Here is a 15980-nt window from a genome sequence, read left to right as displayed (position 1 = left end):
TTTATTTTAAAAATATTTTAGATATTTTTTGATCAGAAAAATATATTTTTTGATTATTGATAATTTGATAATTTTCATGCCCCTTACCCGCAATTAGTAAAATACTTTCAGTTTTAAGATTCTTTATAGCTGTTTTTATGGCTATTTTTCTATCTAATATGACTTTTGATCTTGGACATCCGTTTTTAATCTGTTTAATAATAGAAGTTGGCTTTTCAAATCTAGGATTATCATTTGTTAAATATATTTTAGAAGCAAACAGATTTGCTATTTTTCCCATTTTATATCTTTTGCCCTTATCTCGATTACCTCCACATCCAAACACAACATCAACTTTTTTATTAAACTGTTTAGCTAATGTCATAATACTCTTTTTTAAAGCATCGGGTGTATGAGCGTAATCAACGACAACAGCTGATTTTTTTTTACTACCAACATACTGCATTCTTCCATTTGCAGAGTTTATTTTTGATAAAGATTTAACAATTTTATTTGAATTTTTAATAGATAAATAAGATCCAATCATTGCTGCAAATAAATTATTAATTTGAAAATCTCCTATAAGATTAACTTTAATATCGTATATTTTATTTAAAAAATTAATCTTTATTAACTGTTGATGCCCCACAAAAGAATGGGAGATTAACTTAATTGTATTTCCCTTGGATCCAAATGATAAAATCTTTATATTTCTTTTTTTACATATTTTTTTTAATAAAGAATATTCTCGAATGTCAGTGTCAATTATAGCAAAAGAATTTTTCTTTAATAAAGAATTAAATAAGTAAAGTTTAGCATTTAAATAATTTTTTAAACTTTTGTGATAATCTAAATGATCTTGAGTAAAGTTTGTAAAAATTGCTGCTTTAAAATTAATATTATCTAATCTCTTCTGATGAAGTCCATGACTAGAAGCCTCTAAGCAAACATTTTCTATCTTATTTTTCTTTAAAAAATTTAATTCTTTATGAATTGTAATGATATCTGGAGTTGTAAGATATGTTTTCTTAAATTTATTTTTATAAAATATTCCAAGTGTGCCTATTGCAGCGGATGATATTTTAAGATTTCTTAATATTTGAAAATAAAAGTTAGCAACTGATGATTTTCCATTTGTGCCCGTAACTGCAATAATATTATTTGGTTTTTCTTTATATTTAGCTACACAAGCTTCTATTAAAAAATTTTTTACATTTTTTACAACTAAATAATTTTTGTTTTTTATATTCTTACTAGTAACAATCTTGAAGGCCCCCTTTGCTAACGCTTCTAAAGAGTATACATTTCCTGATTGCTTAGAACCCTTGACTGCAAAAAAAATATTATTCTTTTTTACTTCTTTTGAATTTAAACAAAAATCTCTTTTTTTATATTGTATAATTTTAAGATTTTTACTTAACATTAAGTGCTATATTATAATTTTTTGTAGCCAAAATAGGGCCTACTCTTTTTATAATTTTTCCTGCTGTAGGAACAGCATTCCATCCAGCATCAGATTTAAAAAAGCCCATACTAGGTCTGGCTTTAGGCTCATCTATCATAACTAATAACAAATACTCTGGTTTTTCCACAGGAAAAGCTGACACAAATACAGTTAGAACGTCACCGGAATAACCATTGGATGTCTTAGACAACTTAACTGCAGTTCCTGTTTTTCCTATTACTGAGTAACCGCTAATATCTGCTTTTCTGGCTGTTCCTTGAACAGGATCATCTTTATCTACTACTTTTCTTAACATTTTAACCATCTTCTTACTTGTTTCTTCGCTAATAATTCTTTCTCTTTTGATTGTCTGATTTTGTTTTACTAAAGTTGGATAAATTTTATACCCACCATTAACTAACGTTGCATATGCGGATGCTAACTGGATAGGCGTGGTACTAATTCCATGCCCATATGAAGCTGTTGCTAAAGTACAATTGTCCCACTTCATTTGTAGAGATTTTCCTTTTTCTGGTATTTCAATTGATGATTTTTCAAATATACCCATTTTAGTTAAAAAATTCTTATGATTTTCAATACCAATTTTTTCTACTATTTTAATAGTTCCTATATTAGATGATTTAGCTAAAATTTCTGTTGTAGTTAAATCTCTTTTTAAATTCTTCTCGTGCTCATGAATAGGATGTACGGTTCCACAGTTATAAACTTCTTTCTCTAAATTTTTAAATAAAGTATTTTCATCAATAAGCTTTAGCTCTAAAGCATTTGCTATTGTTAAACTCTTAAAGGACGATCCTAGTTCATAAACACCAAGTGTTATTTTGTTTAAATATTTCTCATCACTAATTAATGTTCTATGATTAATGTCAAAATCAGGCAAAGAAACTAAGGACAATATTTCACCGGAATTTACATTCATAAGAAGTGCTGCCGCACCTTTTGCTGAATAATCAGTTATAGCGTTCTCTAAAGATTCCCTAATTTGAGATTGTATTAATGTATCAAGTGTAATTTGAAATGAACTGTCAGAAAATTTTGCATTAACAATTTGATTATTAAATTGATTTTCAATACCCGATATTCCTTTGTTGTCGTCATCGGTCTGACCAAGAATATGACTGAATAAACTTCTTTGAGGATAAATTCTTACCTGTCTTTTACTTAATTCTACTGCGGGTTCACCCATCATAATGGCTTTTTTATATTCAACAAAATCTAACTTTTTTTTCAGAACTAATCTTTTTTTCTCAACACTCTCTTTTTGAATCTCATTTATATTTAGTTTTGGAAACTGAGATTTTAATTTAACTAAAAGTTGAGGTAAATTATTCGTCTTATCTACTTTTAAAACAAGATCATAAACATCAATATTTTTCGCAATTAACAGACTAGATCTATCAATAATATCTCTTCTCTGATTATAATCTTTATACGTAATAAGATCATCAAAACTAATTTCATTACTTTTATTGATTCCCAAATATAATAGTTTTAATAAAATTACCAAAAATACAAAAAAGAAAATTTTAAATATAATATTTGCTCTAGAGTTAAATAAAGAATAACTATTGCCAGTGTTGTTTTTATTTTCATCATTGATAAAGTTTTGAAAATAAAAACTTTTTTGAGAATTGTTATTTTTTAATTTATTTTTCATTTAAATACCTAAAATTAGTCTTATCCATTTCTATGTAATCTTGCGGTAAGTGCAATTTAGCTAGTTTTTTGACTCTTTCAGGACCAGAGAGATAATTGCTCTCTAATTTTTCGTTTTTTAATTTTTCATTTAATTCTACCTGTTCTTGCTTTAGTTTTAATATTTCTTTTTCGAGATCTCGTGTTTTATTTTTAATATAAGAAACAGATATCGTTCCAAAGACGATAACGGATACAATAATGAATATATTTTTACGCATGAATCGCCTCCTCTAATTGAAAGTATTTTTCAAGATTTAAATATGTTCTTTTAAACTCAAATGAACGGTCTTGTGTTTTAATTGCAGATCTCAATTTTGCTGATCTTGCTCTATTATTATTTTTTATTTCTTCAACAGAAGCATTGATTGGCTTTCTATCTTTAACGGTTAATATATTAAAATCTTCATTTTGCTTATTTTCTGGAAGATAACGAGATGTTCCTTTTATTTTATTCGAAAATAAATCAAAAACTTTCTTAACTAATTTGTCTTCTAAAGAGTGAAAAGTAATAACTATTATTTTTCCATCTATAGATAAATTTTTGATTGCTGCGATTAAACCCAGATATAGCTCTGATAATTCTTGGTTTACAATCATTCTAATTGCTTGAAATATTTTCGCACAAGAATCAATATTAGTGTATTTGCTACTTTTATATCTTTTTGCTCTTAAAACGATTTCTGCTAACTCAAGCGTGGTACTGATTTCTTTATCTTCTCTTTTTTGTACAATTAACTTTGCAATTAATCCTGAATCCTTCTCTTCACCAAATAAACTAAAAATATTTCTTAAATCTTTTTGATCAAGTTTATTTACAATATCATGAGCGCTAATATTATTTTTTCCCATAGTCATTTTTAATAACCCATCATGTCGATAAGAAAAGCCTCTGTCCGGATTATCTATTTGGAAAGAAGAAAGTCCTAAATCAAAAATAATTGCAACTGGAACTTTTTCTAAATGTCTTTCTTTTAAAATTTTTTCTAAATTACTGAATTTATCAATTACAAATTCAAATCTATCTTTATGATCTTTTTTTATTTGCTTAGAAAAAGATTCAACAAAGTTATCTCGGTCGATAGAAATAACTTTTGTATTTTTTTTAGATAATATTTTTCTAGTAATCCCACCACCACCAAATGTGCAGTCAATATAAATGCCAGGCTTGTAGGGCGTTAAAGCTCTATCAACATCTTCCGACATCACTGGAACATGTTTAAATTCCAGTGACATAGGAAAACGTTTAATCTTTAATTAATCTCTAATTAGTTTGACGTCTTAAAAAAGCAGGTATTTCTAAATCTGATTTTTCATCGTCTGTAAGATCGTGCCCTAAATCTCTAAAGAACTGAGAAGAAGTTTCTTTATTATTAGAAATATCTTTTAAATTTTCATCTTCAGAGAATAGTTTTGGAAAAGATGTGACTTCCTCAACTATTTGAGTATTTTCTTTTTCATTTAATGCACTTAAATCTTGCGAAGAAACTTTTTGCTCCTGAGCTATATTAGAGCTTAGAGCCTCTTCTTGAACATTAATATGATTTAATACCTGATTATTTATTTCAGGAACGTGCGCAGTTTCTTGAAACATATCAAGAGCTGTTGCTCCATTTGTCATTGCTTGCGGAGCGCTTTGAGTAACATGATTTGAAACAAAAGATGACTGCGGTCTATTATAAATAGTGCTGTATCCATTGTTTCTATTGTTAATATGTCTCATCATACTTACTACTGGCTTGTTATTAACGGCAGCTTCTCCACCTAGACCAGTCGCAACAATTGACACTCTCATTTTTCCACCTAAAGACTCTTCGAAAGTTGAGCCGACTAAAATTTCAGCGGAAGGATCAACCTCAGCTCTAATTTTATTAGCCGCTTCATCTACTTCAAATAAAGTAATATCATTTCCACCAGATATATTAATAAGAAGACCTTTTGCTCCTTTTAATGAATAATCATCAATAAGTGGATTAGATAAAGCTGCTTCAGCAGCCATGATTGCTCTCTTATCTCCTTCTGCCTCTCCAGTTCCCATCATTGCTTTGCCCATACCCTTCATTACTGTTTCGATATCAGCAAAATCTAAATTAATTAGACCTGGGTTAACAATTAAATCAGTTACTCCTCTAACACCTTGCATCAAAACATTATCAGCCATTTTAAATGCTTGTGGAAAAGTAGTTTTCTCATTGGCAACTTTAAATAAATTTTGGTTGGGAATTATAATGCTAGTATCAACATATTTTTTTAATTCCTCTAAACCTCTCTCAGCAACTCTTAATCTACCTGGTCCTTCAAAAATAAAAGGTTTTGTTACTACAGCCACAGTTAATAAATTTAGATCTTTAGCTGCACGTGCAATTACTGGAGCTGCTCCTGTTCCTGTTCCACCACCCATACCTGCAGTAATAAAAACCATATTCGCACCTTGTAAAAGATTTATTAATTCGTTCAAAGTTTCTTCAGCTGCTGCTTGTCCAATATCAGATTTTGCTCCGGCCCCAAGTCCTCTCGTTAAATTTGTTCCAAGTTGAATTTTGCATCCAGCTTTATTATGCTTCAAAGCTTGAGCGTCAGTATTTGCCGCTACAAACTCAACTCCTTGAATTCCATAATCAATCATATTGTTAATCGCGTTGCCTCCTGCTCCACCAACTCCTAGAACAACTATTCTAGGTTTTAATTCTCTTAACTCAGGTACATTTATTTTTATTGTCATTTGTTTCTCCTTTTTTTATTAATTAATATTCATTAAGACCATTTTAAATCTGATCTTAATGTCTTAGCTTTTTTTCTTGCCTCGTCTCTAAATTTTGAGAACTTTGAAGGTTCCCACATTTGAAATGTTTTTCCTTGTCCAACAAAAACTACTGTTTCTTTAATTCCTGAGTGATCTAAAAGTTTTTTTGGAAGCACAACTCTTCCATCAGAGTCAAAATTTAATTGAAAACTATCTGCAAGTATTGAAGTTGCAAACACGTCTCTGTTTTCTTCGAATGGACTAAGGTGATCTATGCTGTCACTCAATTTTTCAATTCTGCTTTGAGGACAAAATTCAATCGACGCATTTGTAAACGAAGGATAACAAACAACGCCGCTATAACCTAAAGATGATAAATGAGATCTATAGCTAGCTGGCACTGATACTCTGCCTTTCTTGTCTAACTTGTTTTCGTAAGTTGATATAAACATTTATTTTTTTAAATAAAAAATTCCCATTAAATTTATTCATAAAGTAATTAATATTTTTCATTTATGGGTTATCATGGGATAGCATGGTATATAATAGTAAGTCAATGGATAAACACTAAATTAGTGTTGATAATCCTACTATTAATGTTCTTATTTTGTTCTTTTAAAAACATAAATATTTTATCAGAAAATTAAAAAAATTTTAGAGAAAATTATTTGTCAGTTAGTCTGTAAGCTGGGTTCTGTCATTGAAAATGATAATTTATCTAGGCCTATTGTCGCCAACAGGCTCAAGCAACCAACCCAAACAACTCACCCAAGACTAGGCTAGGTTTAAATAAATTTAAACCATGTTGCTTCTATTTGGTCTTGCTCCCAGTGGGGTTTTCCATGCGGTTTTTGTTACCAAAAACCCGGTGTGCTCTTACCACACCTTTTCACCCTTGCCTTGATAAGGCGGTTTATTTTCTGTGGCACTATCCCTGAGGTCACCCTCGCCAGCTATTAGCTGGCACTGTTATCTTGTGGAGCCCAGACTTTCCTCTTTGAAAAAAATCAAAGCTACCATTCAACTAACTGACATTTAAATTTTAACTGAATAGAATTTAAAATTCAACTATTAAATGAATCTTTGCAAATTATTTAAAATTAAATAGCATTCTTGATCAAAAATACCATTCACTAATTTCTGCCTAAATCTTCTTTGAAATGCCTTGATAAAGTTTTTATCCATACTGGAACCTAGAAAAACTCTTATATAACCTAGTTTTTTAGCCATTATTAATATTTTCTTTTTACTAAAATTTTTAATTTTTTTAAGTCTAAAATGACTAATAAATTTTTCATCTAATGAATGCCAGATGGACAAATTATGCATGCTAAGCTCTTTCCATGGAAATTTTTCTCCTGGATCAATTTTTCTATCAGGGGCAATATCTGAATGACCAATAATATTTGTATTTTTTAATTTGAATTTTTTTTTTAAAGTTTTTAAAATTTTAATAAGCGCAAAGATTTGTTTAGACGTAAAATTTTGATACCCATAATCATGACCTTTGTTTTCAAGCTCAATTCCAATTGAGGTTTTGTTTAAGTTTTTAAAACTAAACCAATTAGAAACTCCAGCATGCCAAGCTACATTATTATCTTTTACTAATTGTAGAATTTTTCCATTTCTGCCTATTACATAATGACTGCTAACCTCATGTTTTTTTGACAAAAGTCTCTCAATTGCTGATTGTAAAGATATCATTCCTGTGTAGTGAATCACTATTGATTTAACTGATCTTTTTCCGGCATAAATTTTAAAATTAGAAGATGGCAAAAAATTAATTTTTTTCATAAGCAAAAAATATCAGAAAAATTGAGTATTTATTAAAATTATTAATTATATTATGTTCTAGAATACATATATAGCTAAGCGCATAAAAATGAAAAAAACATTTATAGTCATAGTTTTTTTAACGTTTCTAAATTCAAAAGCCGCTCTTGCTGCTCAGGATATTCCAGACTGTAACGAAAGTATTAATAGATCTATTTTTTCGTTTAACATGACGGTTGATAAATATTTTTTTAAACCTATAGCGGAGGCCTATACGGTGCTCCCCGTTGAGATCAGAAGCGGAATTAATAATGCGCTTCTTAACATAGACGCTACTCTTACTGTTCCCAATCAAATTTTACAGGGAAAATTTAGCGATGCAGCTACAACAACTTCAAGATTTTTAATAAATACCACAGTTGGAATTTTGGGTATTTTTGATCCTGCTACTGCACTTGGAATTGAAAGATCAAATAGAGAGGACTTTGGACAAACAATGGCTGTATGGGGGATTGGCCACGGTTGTTATGCTGTTATTCCTTTTCTAGGACCTTCATCTCCTAGAGATGGTATAGGAAAAGTGCTTGGAGTTTATGGCGATTATTTTTATTGGGTAACTGTTAAAGATAAAACAGTATTAGGTGAAAATCTTGGAGACACAGTCTATTGGACAGATAAAAGTGTAGAGATCATTAACTACAGATCACAGAATATAAAAAGTTCAGAAAATCTTGAAAAAAATTCTTTAGATCTATATGCTTCATACAAAAGTTTATACTTACAAAGAAGAGAAAACTTAATAAGAAATATAAAAGGCTCTCCTTCTCAGTATGGATCTGAGGAAGGTGAATGGAAAAAAATTAGATAGGAAATTATTATGACTTTTGTAAAAAAAATTATTTTTTATGCACTGATGCTTTGTTACACCAGTTCTATTTCTATGGCGAATGAAAGTAATGCTGAAGCTTTTGTTCTTAAATTAACAAACGAAGCAAAAATTATATTTAATGATAAAGCTTTAAATAAAAATGATAAATTAAAAAAACTAAATGATCTTTCACTAAGATATTTAGATTTAGATGCGCTAGCAGTTTACACTCTTGGAGATTATAAAGATAAAGTGTCTGCACAAGAAAAAGTGAATTTTGAAAAACTATTTAAAGAGTACTTTATTAAAAATATGTCCTCAAAATTAAGTGATTTCTCAGATCAGGAGTTAAAAATAACTGCTTCAAAACAAATTAATGAAAATAATATTATTGTACAAACTAAAATCTTTTCAAAAAAAGATGCTCATGAAATTAATGTCGATTGGAGAATCTTCTTAAAAGACAATAAACTTTTAGCAAGAGACTTGGTAGTTGAAGGATTAAGCTTGGCTAGGACTCAAAAAGAAGAATTTGCCTCAATAATAGCCACTAAAGGCTTTGCCGGGTTAATTTCTTCATTAGAAGCATTTAATAAGTCTAATTAAGACTTACTTAAAACATAACTTTTATAGGGTTTTTTGATATTTTAAAATTTTTTTTATACAAAAAGCATAAATTAGTTTAAATATGTACTTTAATGATTAAGAGCAAATTTGACATTCCATTCAAAGTTATTTGTGACTTTGACGGCACTATTTCAAAGAACGATACGTTCGATCAACTATTGGAACGTTATGCGGACCCTATTTGGCAGGATATAGAGGCTGATTGGCTTAAGGGAAAAATAGGAACTGGCGAATGTATGCGCAAGCAAATGTCCTTAGTTAATGTTGAAAAGGCAGATCTTGATAATTGGTTGTCTCACATTCAAATTGATAAAAATTTTATAAAGTTTGTTAAATTCTGTAAAAACGTAGGCATCGAGGTTAGCATCGCAAGTGACGGCGTGGATTATATAATAAAAAATATCTTAAAACATTATCAGTTAGATTTTATAAAATTTTCATCTAATAAATTAATTTTTAAAAAAGAAGGAAAATACGAGTTAGATTTTCCAAAAAAATCATCATTGTGTGATAGCGGCTCCATGGTTTGCAAATGCTCTGTTGCTCAGCAAGAAAAGGGTAATAAAAAAATTATTTATATAGGTGATGGACACTCTGATTTTTGCGTTTCACAACATGTAGATTTGGTTATTGCAAAGTCAAGTTTGCTTGCACACTGCATTAAAAACAATTTACCTAATTATCCTTTTTATGATTTTTCTGACGTACAAAATATTATTATTGATTTAATGAGAGATAAAAAAATTATAGTAAGTAGAAAATTAGAAAACGAAAAAATCTTTTTTAAAAATTTAAATAGTTAAGTTTAGTGTTAAAAAATATTAAATCTGCGAAAAGAGCAGCTCCCTTAAAAAAGATCAAAACAGAAAAAGAACTTCGACAATTAGAAGAACGTTACTGTTCTTTTGGTGATACCGTTCACTATACAAAGCATCCAAAATTTTTTTCTAACTGCGAAGGATCTTACCTTTATGATGAAAAAGAAACGCCGTTTTTAGATTTGCAGATGTGGTACTCCGCGGTAAACTTTGGTTACAAAAATACAAGATTAAGTCATGCGGCACATCATCAATTAGATACTTTACCGCAAGTAGCTTCCCAATATCTTCATCGAGAAAAAGTAGAACTTGCAACTATGATTGCAAAAGATGCGGAAAAAAAATGGGGGACTAAAGGTCGCGTACATTTTAATGTGGGCGGTTCTCAAGCTGTAGAAGATTCCTTAAAACTTGTACGCAATTTCAGCAAAGGGAAAAGTTTAATGTTTGCTTTCGAGGGTGGCTACCACGGTAGAACTCTTGGTGCGACTTCAATTACATCAAGTTACAGATATAGAAGACGTTACGGTCATTTTAGTGACCGCGCTCAATTTATTGAATTTCCTTATTATTTCAGAAGTTGTGCGTGCAGAAATTTCTCAAAACCCATTAGTCCTTGCAGCAATAAATATTCAAAATGCTATGGGCTTAAAGGAATGAGTAAAGAAGAGTATGGTTCTTATTGTGTTCAAAAATTCGCAAGACTTTTTGAAAGTGAGTACAATGGTATTTGGGATCCAAAAACTAGACAATGCGAATACGCTGCTTTTTACGTTGAGCCGATTCTTGGAACAGGGGGTTACGTCATCCCTCCAAAAAACTTTTTTAAAGAACTAAAGAAAGTATTAGACGATCATGGAATATTAATGGTGGTAGATGAAATTCAGATGGGAGTATTTAGAACTGGAAAAATGTGGGCAATTGAACATTTTGGGGTAAAGCCGGATGTATTGGTTTTTGGAAAAGCTATTACCAACGGGTTAAATCCTCTTTCTGGAATTTGGGCTAAGGAAGAAATGATTAACAGCACAATATTTCCTCCGGGGTCTACTCACTCGACATTCTCAAGCAATCCAATGGGCACTGCTGTTGCTCTTGAAACTATGAAAATGTTAGAAGAAGAAGATTATGAAACCTCTGTAACTGAAAAAGGTAAATATTTTTTAGATGGCTTAAAGACTTTAAAAAAGAAGCACAAAATTATTGGAGAGGTGGATGGGCTCGGTCTTGCTCTTCGAGCTGAGATTTGTAAAGAAGATAGCTATACGCCAGATAAAGCTACGATGGATTGGATTTCTGATGAAGGTATGAAAGGAAATATTCAAGTGAATGGGAAAAAATACGGTCTTGTTCTAGATGTGGGTGGATATTATAAAAATGTAATCACATTTGCTCCATCATTAGATATTACCTATGAAGAGATTGATCTTGGTATTCGTTTATTAGATGAATTACTTAGAAGAGCAAAAAAAAGATAAAGTTTCTTGAAACTTAATATTATCCACCTTGATGAATCGTTAAAACAGCAAAAAGATTTCATCTCTTTATCACAAAAATATTTAGCAAATTCAATTGATGCAACCTCGTTTGGTTCTAATCTGAGGCTGTGGGCAAAAAATGATCTATTAAATAGATTTTACGAATTCTTAAAAAAAAATTGGGAACAAGAAAGTAGTGAACCCATATTAACATTTTTTGGCTCTGGTGATTTTCATCATATTACAAATCTACTTTTAAGAATTATTTTAGAAAAACAAAAAGAATTAATAACGGTTATTCATTTTGATAATCATCCTGATTGGGTAAAATTCTCTAATGGAATTCATTGTGGGTCATGGGTCACCAAATCCTTATCTGAAGGAAAAATTGATAAAGTCATTACTATCGGAGCAAATAGTAAAGATTTAAATTTCCCTGAATTTAAAGGCGCTAATCTCAAAGCCTTGAGAGAGGGAAAAATTATTCTTTACCCATACAATCACCAACCATCTTTTGTATTCGGCAATTACAAAGGAGGAGAAAACTATGAGCAAAAAGGTCGAAAAATATATTGGAAAAATATAATAAATATTACTCCTGCTGATTTATTGTTGACAATGAACAAACAGATAAAAACTTCAAAAATATATATATCTATAGATAAAGATGTCTTAACATTTAATGATGCTGTGACTAATTGGGATCAGGGACAAGTTAAATTAGACTATATAATCGAAACCATAAAATTATTAAAAAAAAAATATAATATTATTGGAGCTGACGTCACTGGCGACTATTCAGCGCCTCATTATACTGGAAATTTGTACACTCGATTTATTAAACGTATAGAAATTATGATTGATCAAAACAATATAAATAATGATAATTCACTAACTAATAATATCAACGCGGTCACTAATATTAGATTGTTAAATTTTTTTAAAGAGATTAATCTCTAAAAAAAATGACCTTATTTTTGCTACTTCTTGTACTAGTTGTAATCACTTGCGAAATAGGAAGAGAAATATGTTTCAAAATGGGAAGCAATTCAAAAATTAAAGATAATTTTTTATTAAAAATATTTTTAGAACCAATTATATGGTTTGGTTTTTTTTTATGGGCGATTGAAGTTATTGCATGGATTTTTGTTTTGCAACAGGCTCCCTTAAATATAGTTTTTCCCATGACTAGCTTAGCTTATTGCGGAACAGTAATTGCTGCTAGATTTTTATTAAAAGAACATATCACTTTCATTCAATGGACAGGAACAATATTTATAACTTTGGGAGTTGCAATTATAGGAAGTGTAACAACAAATTAATTAAATGAACGATTTGGAAAATATAATAACTAAAAAAGGTTTTTATTATAAAGGAAAAAATAATAAAGTAGTCTTGCTGGTTCATGGTCTGACAGGCGTTCCTCTGGAAATGAAATTTTTAGGAAAATCATTGCATAAAAATGGATTTACCGTTGTATGTCCGCTACTTGAAGGTCACGCAAAAGGCAAAGAAGAGTTATTAAAAACAACATGGGAAGATTGGTATGCAACAGTTGATAAAACATTTTTAGCTCTACGTAAAAAATTTAAAAAAGTTTATGTGGCTGGAATTTGCGTTGGCGGTATGCTTGGTTTAAATCTTGCTGCGGATCATGGAAAAATGGTTGATGGCGCTGCTATTTATTCTGCTGCAATAAGATATGACGGTTGGAATGTTCCCAGATATTCTTTTTTGTCTTTTATTCTTCCCTACTTTGGACAATTGCCTCCTTTAAGATACATGAGTTTTAAAGAAAAATTTCCATATGGAATCAAGGATGATCGTTTACGTAAAATAATCTTAAGATCTGATGTTCTAAAAGACACTTATGAAAAATTTCCATATTTAATGTTAAGAGAAATGTACGCCTTAAATGCTGAAATGGAGAAAAAATATGAAAGAATTAAAGCTCCAACATTGCTTTTACATGCAAGAAATGACGATTTAAGCCATTACCGAAATTCTGAATTCATATTTAAAAAAATTAAAGCTCCTAAAGAAATTCACTTATTAGAAGATAGTTATCATATGATTCACATAGATAAAGAACGTGGTAAAGTTGCACAAATGACAATTGATTTTTTTAATAAATATTAAATTAGTGCCAGTAGTTGTAATTAAAAATTCAATAGAGGATTTTAACAAAATAGATTGGAACAATTGTTTTAAAAAAACAATTGAAGATTACGATTATTTGCTTGCGACTGAAAAAGCCAATATCAAAGGATTTAATTTCTTTTATATTGCTGTCATCGAACAAGAGAAAATACTAGCGGCCACTAGCGCTTTCACTACTGACTATAGCTTGGATAGCACAGTCCAAGGTGTATTCAAAAAAATATTATTAGCTATAAAAAAAATATTTCCAAATTTCTTAAGCCTTAAGCTTGCATGCATTGGTTCTGTGGAAACTGAAATTAATTATTTAGGTTTTTATCCTGGCATTTCAGACGAGGATAAAAAAAAATTTCTAAAAATAATCTTAGATGCTTTTGAAAAATACGCCAGTCAAAAAAAAATTCTCTTACTTGGTATAAAAGATGTACCAAAAATTGAAAATTACTTATGGCACGATATTATGCAATCTTTAAACTTTACTTCAATGAATGGCTTGCCGACTGCTATTAATGAAATCAAATTTAAAAATTTTGATGATTACCTTAGTACCTTAAGCTACAATAATAGAAAAAATTTACGACGTAAATTAAAAAAAAATTTAATTACAATTGATATAGCTAAAAATTTGGAAGATTTAAAAAATATTATGAATTTTTATTATGAAACTAAAAATAGAAGCGACTTGCAATTTGGGGAATTGACTGAAGATTTTTTTAAAGGAATTTTAAAATATATGAATAATAAAGCTATCTTTTCTATATATTCTGCAGAAGGAAAAATTATTGGTTTTAATCTTTCGTTAAGTGACCAAAATACTTTAATTGATAAATTTCTTTGTACAAAAGATAAGGTAGGAAGAAAATATAATTTATATTTTATAAGCTGGATAGAGCAGATTAAATATTGCATTAATCATAATATTAAAATTTATCAAACGGGACAGGCTGCTTACGAGACTAAACTTAGTTTAGGTAGTAAATTACTTCCTAATTATATTTATTTTAAACATCAGACTTCTTGGGTTTATAAAATTCTTAAATGGATTAGGCCAATACTAGAAGTAAAGGTGCGCTCTCATGATTAAAACTGCTTTATTATGGGCTGGCATTCCAATTTTTACAACGCTGGGGCAAATATGCATGAAACTCACTTCTTTGTCTCTTGATCAAAAAACTTTGGGGACTATTTGGCTCACAGAAATGTCTCATTCTCTTTGGTTTTGGTCATCCATTGGGTTTGATATAGCTGGTTTTTTTTGCTGGATTTTAGTTCTTAAAAATACCAAGATTAGCATCGCTTTTCCTCTAACCAGCGTATCTTTTGTCGCAGTACTTGTCGCTAGTTGGCTAATTTTTGATGAACCTATCACTCCACAACATTATGTGGGAACTTTATTTTTGTTATTCGGTATTTATTTATTGAGTAAAAATGATAAACTAAAACAATGAACGAAACTACAAACAACACTCCAGAAAACATTCAAAAATTTAATTTTAGTGAATCAGAAAAGCCTAAATGGATTTTTGCTTATACTTATTGGGATTCTATTCCAGTAATACTTGGAATTTTTCATCTTTTTTATCTTGTGGGTCTTATTGTCTTTTTTGACAATTTGTCTTTGCCGCTATTTATTTTACTAGCATCAATTTATGCGATTAGCATTTCTTGGAATATTAATGGAATATCTCATAATTTTATTCACAACACCTATTTTAAATCAGAAATCTTAAATAAAATTTTTAGTTTAATTTTGTCGCTAACAATGGTTTTCTCTCAAACATTTTATGAAATAACTCATAATAAACATCACTTGGGCAACAGCGACCTTCCGGATAAAGATGGAAATACTCATGATTGGATTTCTATATACAAACATGGAAAAGATGCAAAACCTGAAAATGTTTGGTCTTACTGTTTAAAAGGATATTTCAGAGATAACATTCCAGAAATTTATAAAGAAATAGCAAAGAAAAATGTTGGCTCTGCTAACTTTGGTGTTTTTGAAATCTTTACTTCAGTACTTTTTGTAATTGCAGGTTTATTCATAAACTGGAAAGCAACACTTTGTTTGGTGCCTTTTTATTATATTGGACATTGTCTGTCTTACCTAAATGGCTATTACGAACATTTTAATGGCAATCCTAACAAACCCATTGCATGGGGTGTAAGTTCTTATAGTTGGTTATATAATCTTGTTTGGTTTAATAATGGTTATCACGCTGAGCATCATTACCGTCCTAGAATTCACTGGACAAAAATGAAAGAGTTTCACAAAAAAATTCAGCAACAACAAAAAGAAGAAGGTGTTCACGTTATTGGTTACGGACACCCTCTTGGCTTTTTAGATCCTGCTAATAAACAAAAGATAAATTAA

The 15980-nt window shown here is 29.8% G+C and carries 17 protein-coding genes and 1 other RNA gene; 10 read left to right on the top strand and 8 right to left on the bottom strand.

Annotated elements, in window-relative coordinates:
- Position 1 precedes the first annotated feature (1 nt).
- From AC8IG9_RS02630 to AC8IG9_RS02595, 8 genes are all read right to left on the bottom strand, one after another.
- A complete protein-coding gene (locus tag AC8IG9_RS02630) occupies positions 2 to 1402 on the bottom strand; it encodes a UDP-N-acetylmuramoyl-L-alanyl-D-glutamate--2,6-diaminopimelate ligase (protein ID WP_507425269.1) in 1401 nt (466 codons plus the stop codon).
- On the bottom strand, positions 1392 to 3101 hold the full coding sequence (locus AC8IG9_RS02625; RefSeq protein ID WP_507425268.1) for a peptidoglycan D,D-transpeptidase FtsI family protein: 1710 nt from the start codon (positions 3099 to 3101) through the stop codon (positions 1392 to 1394). The genes AC8IG9_RS02630 and AC8IG9_RS02625 overlap by 11 nt, the downstream gene beginning before the upstream one ends.
- Positions 3091 to 3360 carry a cell division protein FtsL gene (locus tag AC8IG9_RS02620; protein WP_507425267.1) on the bottom strand — a complete coding sequence of 90 codons (270 nt, stop codon included), beginning with the start codon at positions 3358 to 3360 and terminating at the stop codon, positions 3091 to 3093. Before AC8IG9_RS02620 ends, AC8IG9_RS02625 begins: the two co-directional genes overlap by 11 nt.
- Positions 3353 to 4375, bottom strand: a complete 1023-nt coding sequence (rsmH, locus tag AC8IG9_RS02615) for a 16S rRNA (cytosine(1402)-N(4))-methyltransferase RsmH (RefSeq protein WP_507425266.1) — start codon at positions 4373 to 4375, stop codon at positions 3353 to 3355. The genes AC8IG9_RS02620 and rsmH overlap by 8 nt, the downstream gene beginning before the upstream one ends.
- Before the next feature lie 28 nt (positions 4376 to 4403).
- Entirely contained in the window at positions 4404 to 5861 is a 1458-nt protein-coding gene (ftsZ, locus tag AC8IG9_RS02610) for a cell division protein FtsZ (protein WP_507425265.1), read from the bottom strand.
- A gap of 32 nt (positions 5862 to 5893) precedes the next feature.
- Positions 5894 to 6334, bottom strand: coding sequence for a division/cell wall cluster transcriptional repressor MraZ (mraZ, locus tag AC8IG9_RS02605; protein ID WP_507425264.1), 441 nt, complete (start codon positions 6332 to 6334; stop codon positions 5894 to 5896).
- 215 nt (positions 6335 to 6549) lie between these two features.
- Positions 6550 to 6914: RNase P RNA component class A (rnpB, locus tag AC8IG9_RS02600), an RNA gene on the bottom strand.
- 39 nt (positions 6915 to 6953) lie between these two features.
- The gene (locus tag AC8IG9_RS02595) at positions 6954 to 7676 is read right to left on the bottom strand and encodes an N-acetylmuramoyl-L-alanine amidase (protein WP_507425263.1); all 723 of its coding nucleotides are present in this window, start codon (positions 7674 to 7676) and stop codon (positions 6954 to 6956) included.
- 88 nt (positions 7677 to 7764) lie between these two features.
- On the opposite strand from AC8IG9_RS02595, the gene AC8IG9_RS02590 reads away from it, so the two are divergent.
- From AC8IG9_RS02590 to AC8IG9_RS02545, 10 genes are all read left to right on the top strand, one after another.
- Positions 7765 to 8523: an MlaA family lipoprotein gene (locus AC8IG9_RS02590; RefSeq protein WP_507425262.1), complete on the top strand. Its 759-nt coding sequence runs from the start codon at positions 7765 to 7767 to the stop codon at positions 8521 to 8523.
- Between the two features lie 9 nt (positions 8524 to 8532).
- Positions 8533 to 9129, top strand: coding sequence for an MlaC/ttg2D family ABC transporter substrate-binding protein (locus AC8IG9_RS02585; RefSeq protein ID WP_507425261.1), 597 nt, complete (start codon positions 8533 to 8535; stop codon positions 9127 to 9129).
- 92 nt (positions 9130 to 9221) lie between these two features.
- Positions 9222 to 9953 (top strand): MtnX-like HAD-IB family phosphatase, encoded by a 732-nt coding sequence (locus AC8IG9_RS02580; protein ID WP_507425260.1) that lies wholly within the window; start codon positions 9222 to 9224, stop codon positions 9951 to 9953.
- Between the two features lie 5 nt (positions 9954 to 9958).
- Positions 9959 to 11446, top strand: a complete 1488-nt coding sequence (locus AC8IG9_RS02575) for an aspartate aminotransferase family protein (protein ID WP_507425259.1) — start codon at positions 9959 to 9961, stop codon at positions 11444 to 11446.
- 6 nt (positions 11447 to 11452) lie between these two features.
- A complete protein-coding gene (locus AC8IG9_RS02570) occupies positions 11453 to 12406 on the top strand; it encodes an arginase (protein WP_507425258.1) in 954 nt (317 codons plus the stop codon).
- 5 nt (positions 12407 to 12411) lie between these two features.
- Positions 12412 to 12768 (top strand): DMT family transporter, encoded by a 357-nt coding sequence (locus tag AC8IG9_RS02565; RefSeq protein WP_507425257.1) that lies wholly within the window; start codon positions 12412 to 12414, stop codon positions 12766 to 12768.
- A 4-nt stretch (positions 12769 to 12772) separates the two neighbouring features.
- On the top strand, positions 12773 to 13585 hold the full coding sequence (locus tag AC8IG9_RS02560; RefSeq protein ID WP_507425256.1) for an alpha/beta hydrolase: 813 nt from the start codon (positions 12773 to 12775) through the stop codon (positions 13583 to 13585).
- A 4-nt stretch (positions 13586 to 13589) separates the two neighbouring features.
- Positions 13590 to 14690 (top strand): GNAT family N-acetyltransferase, encoded by a 1101-nt coding sequence (locus tag AC8IG9_RS02555; RefSeq protein ID WP_507425255.1) that lies wholly within the window; start codon positions 13590 to 13592, stop codon positions 14688 to 14690.
- A gap of 55 nt (positions 14691 to 14745) precedes the next feature.
- On the top strand, positions 14746 to 15054 hold the full coding sequence (locus AC8IG9_RS02550; protein ID WP_507425254.1) for an EamA family transporter: 309 nt from the start codon (positions 14746 to 14748) through the stop codon (positions 15052 to 15054).
- On the top strand, positions 15051 to 15980 hold the full coding sequence (locus AC8IG9_RS02545; RefSeq protein ID WP_507425253.1) for a fatty acid desaturase family protein: 930 nt from the start codon (positions 15051 to 15053) through the stop codon (positions 15978 to 15980). Before AC8IG9_RS02550 ends, AC8IG9_RS02545 begins: the two co-directional genes overlap by 4 nt.

Source organism: Candidatus Allofontibacter sp., from assembly GCF_040404065.1.
Classification (GTDB): domain Bacteria; phylum Pseudomonadota; class Alphaproteobacteria; order Pelagibacterales; family Pelagibacteraceae; genus Fontibacterium.
The sequence above is the reverse complement of the archived record's forward strand: the minus strand, read 5'-3'. Positions and strand labels throughout refer to the sequence as shown.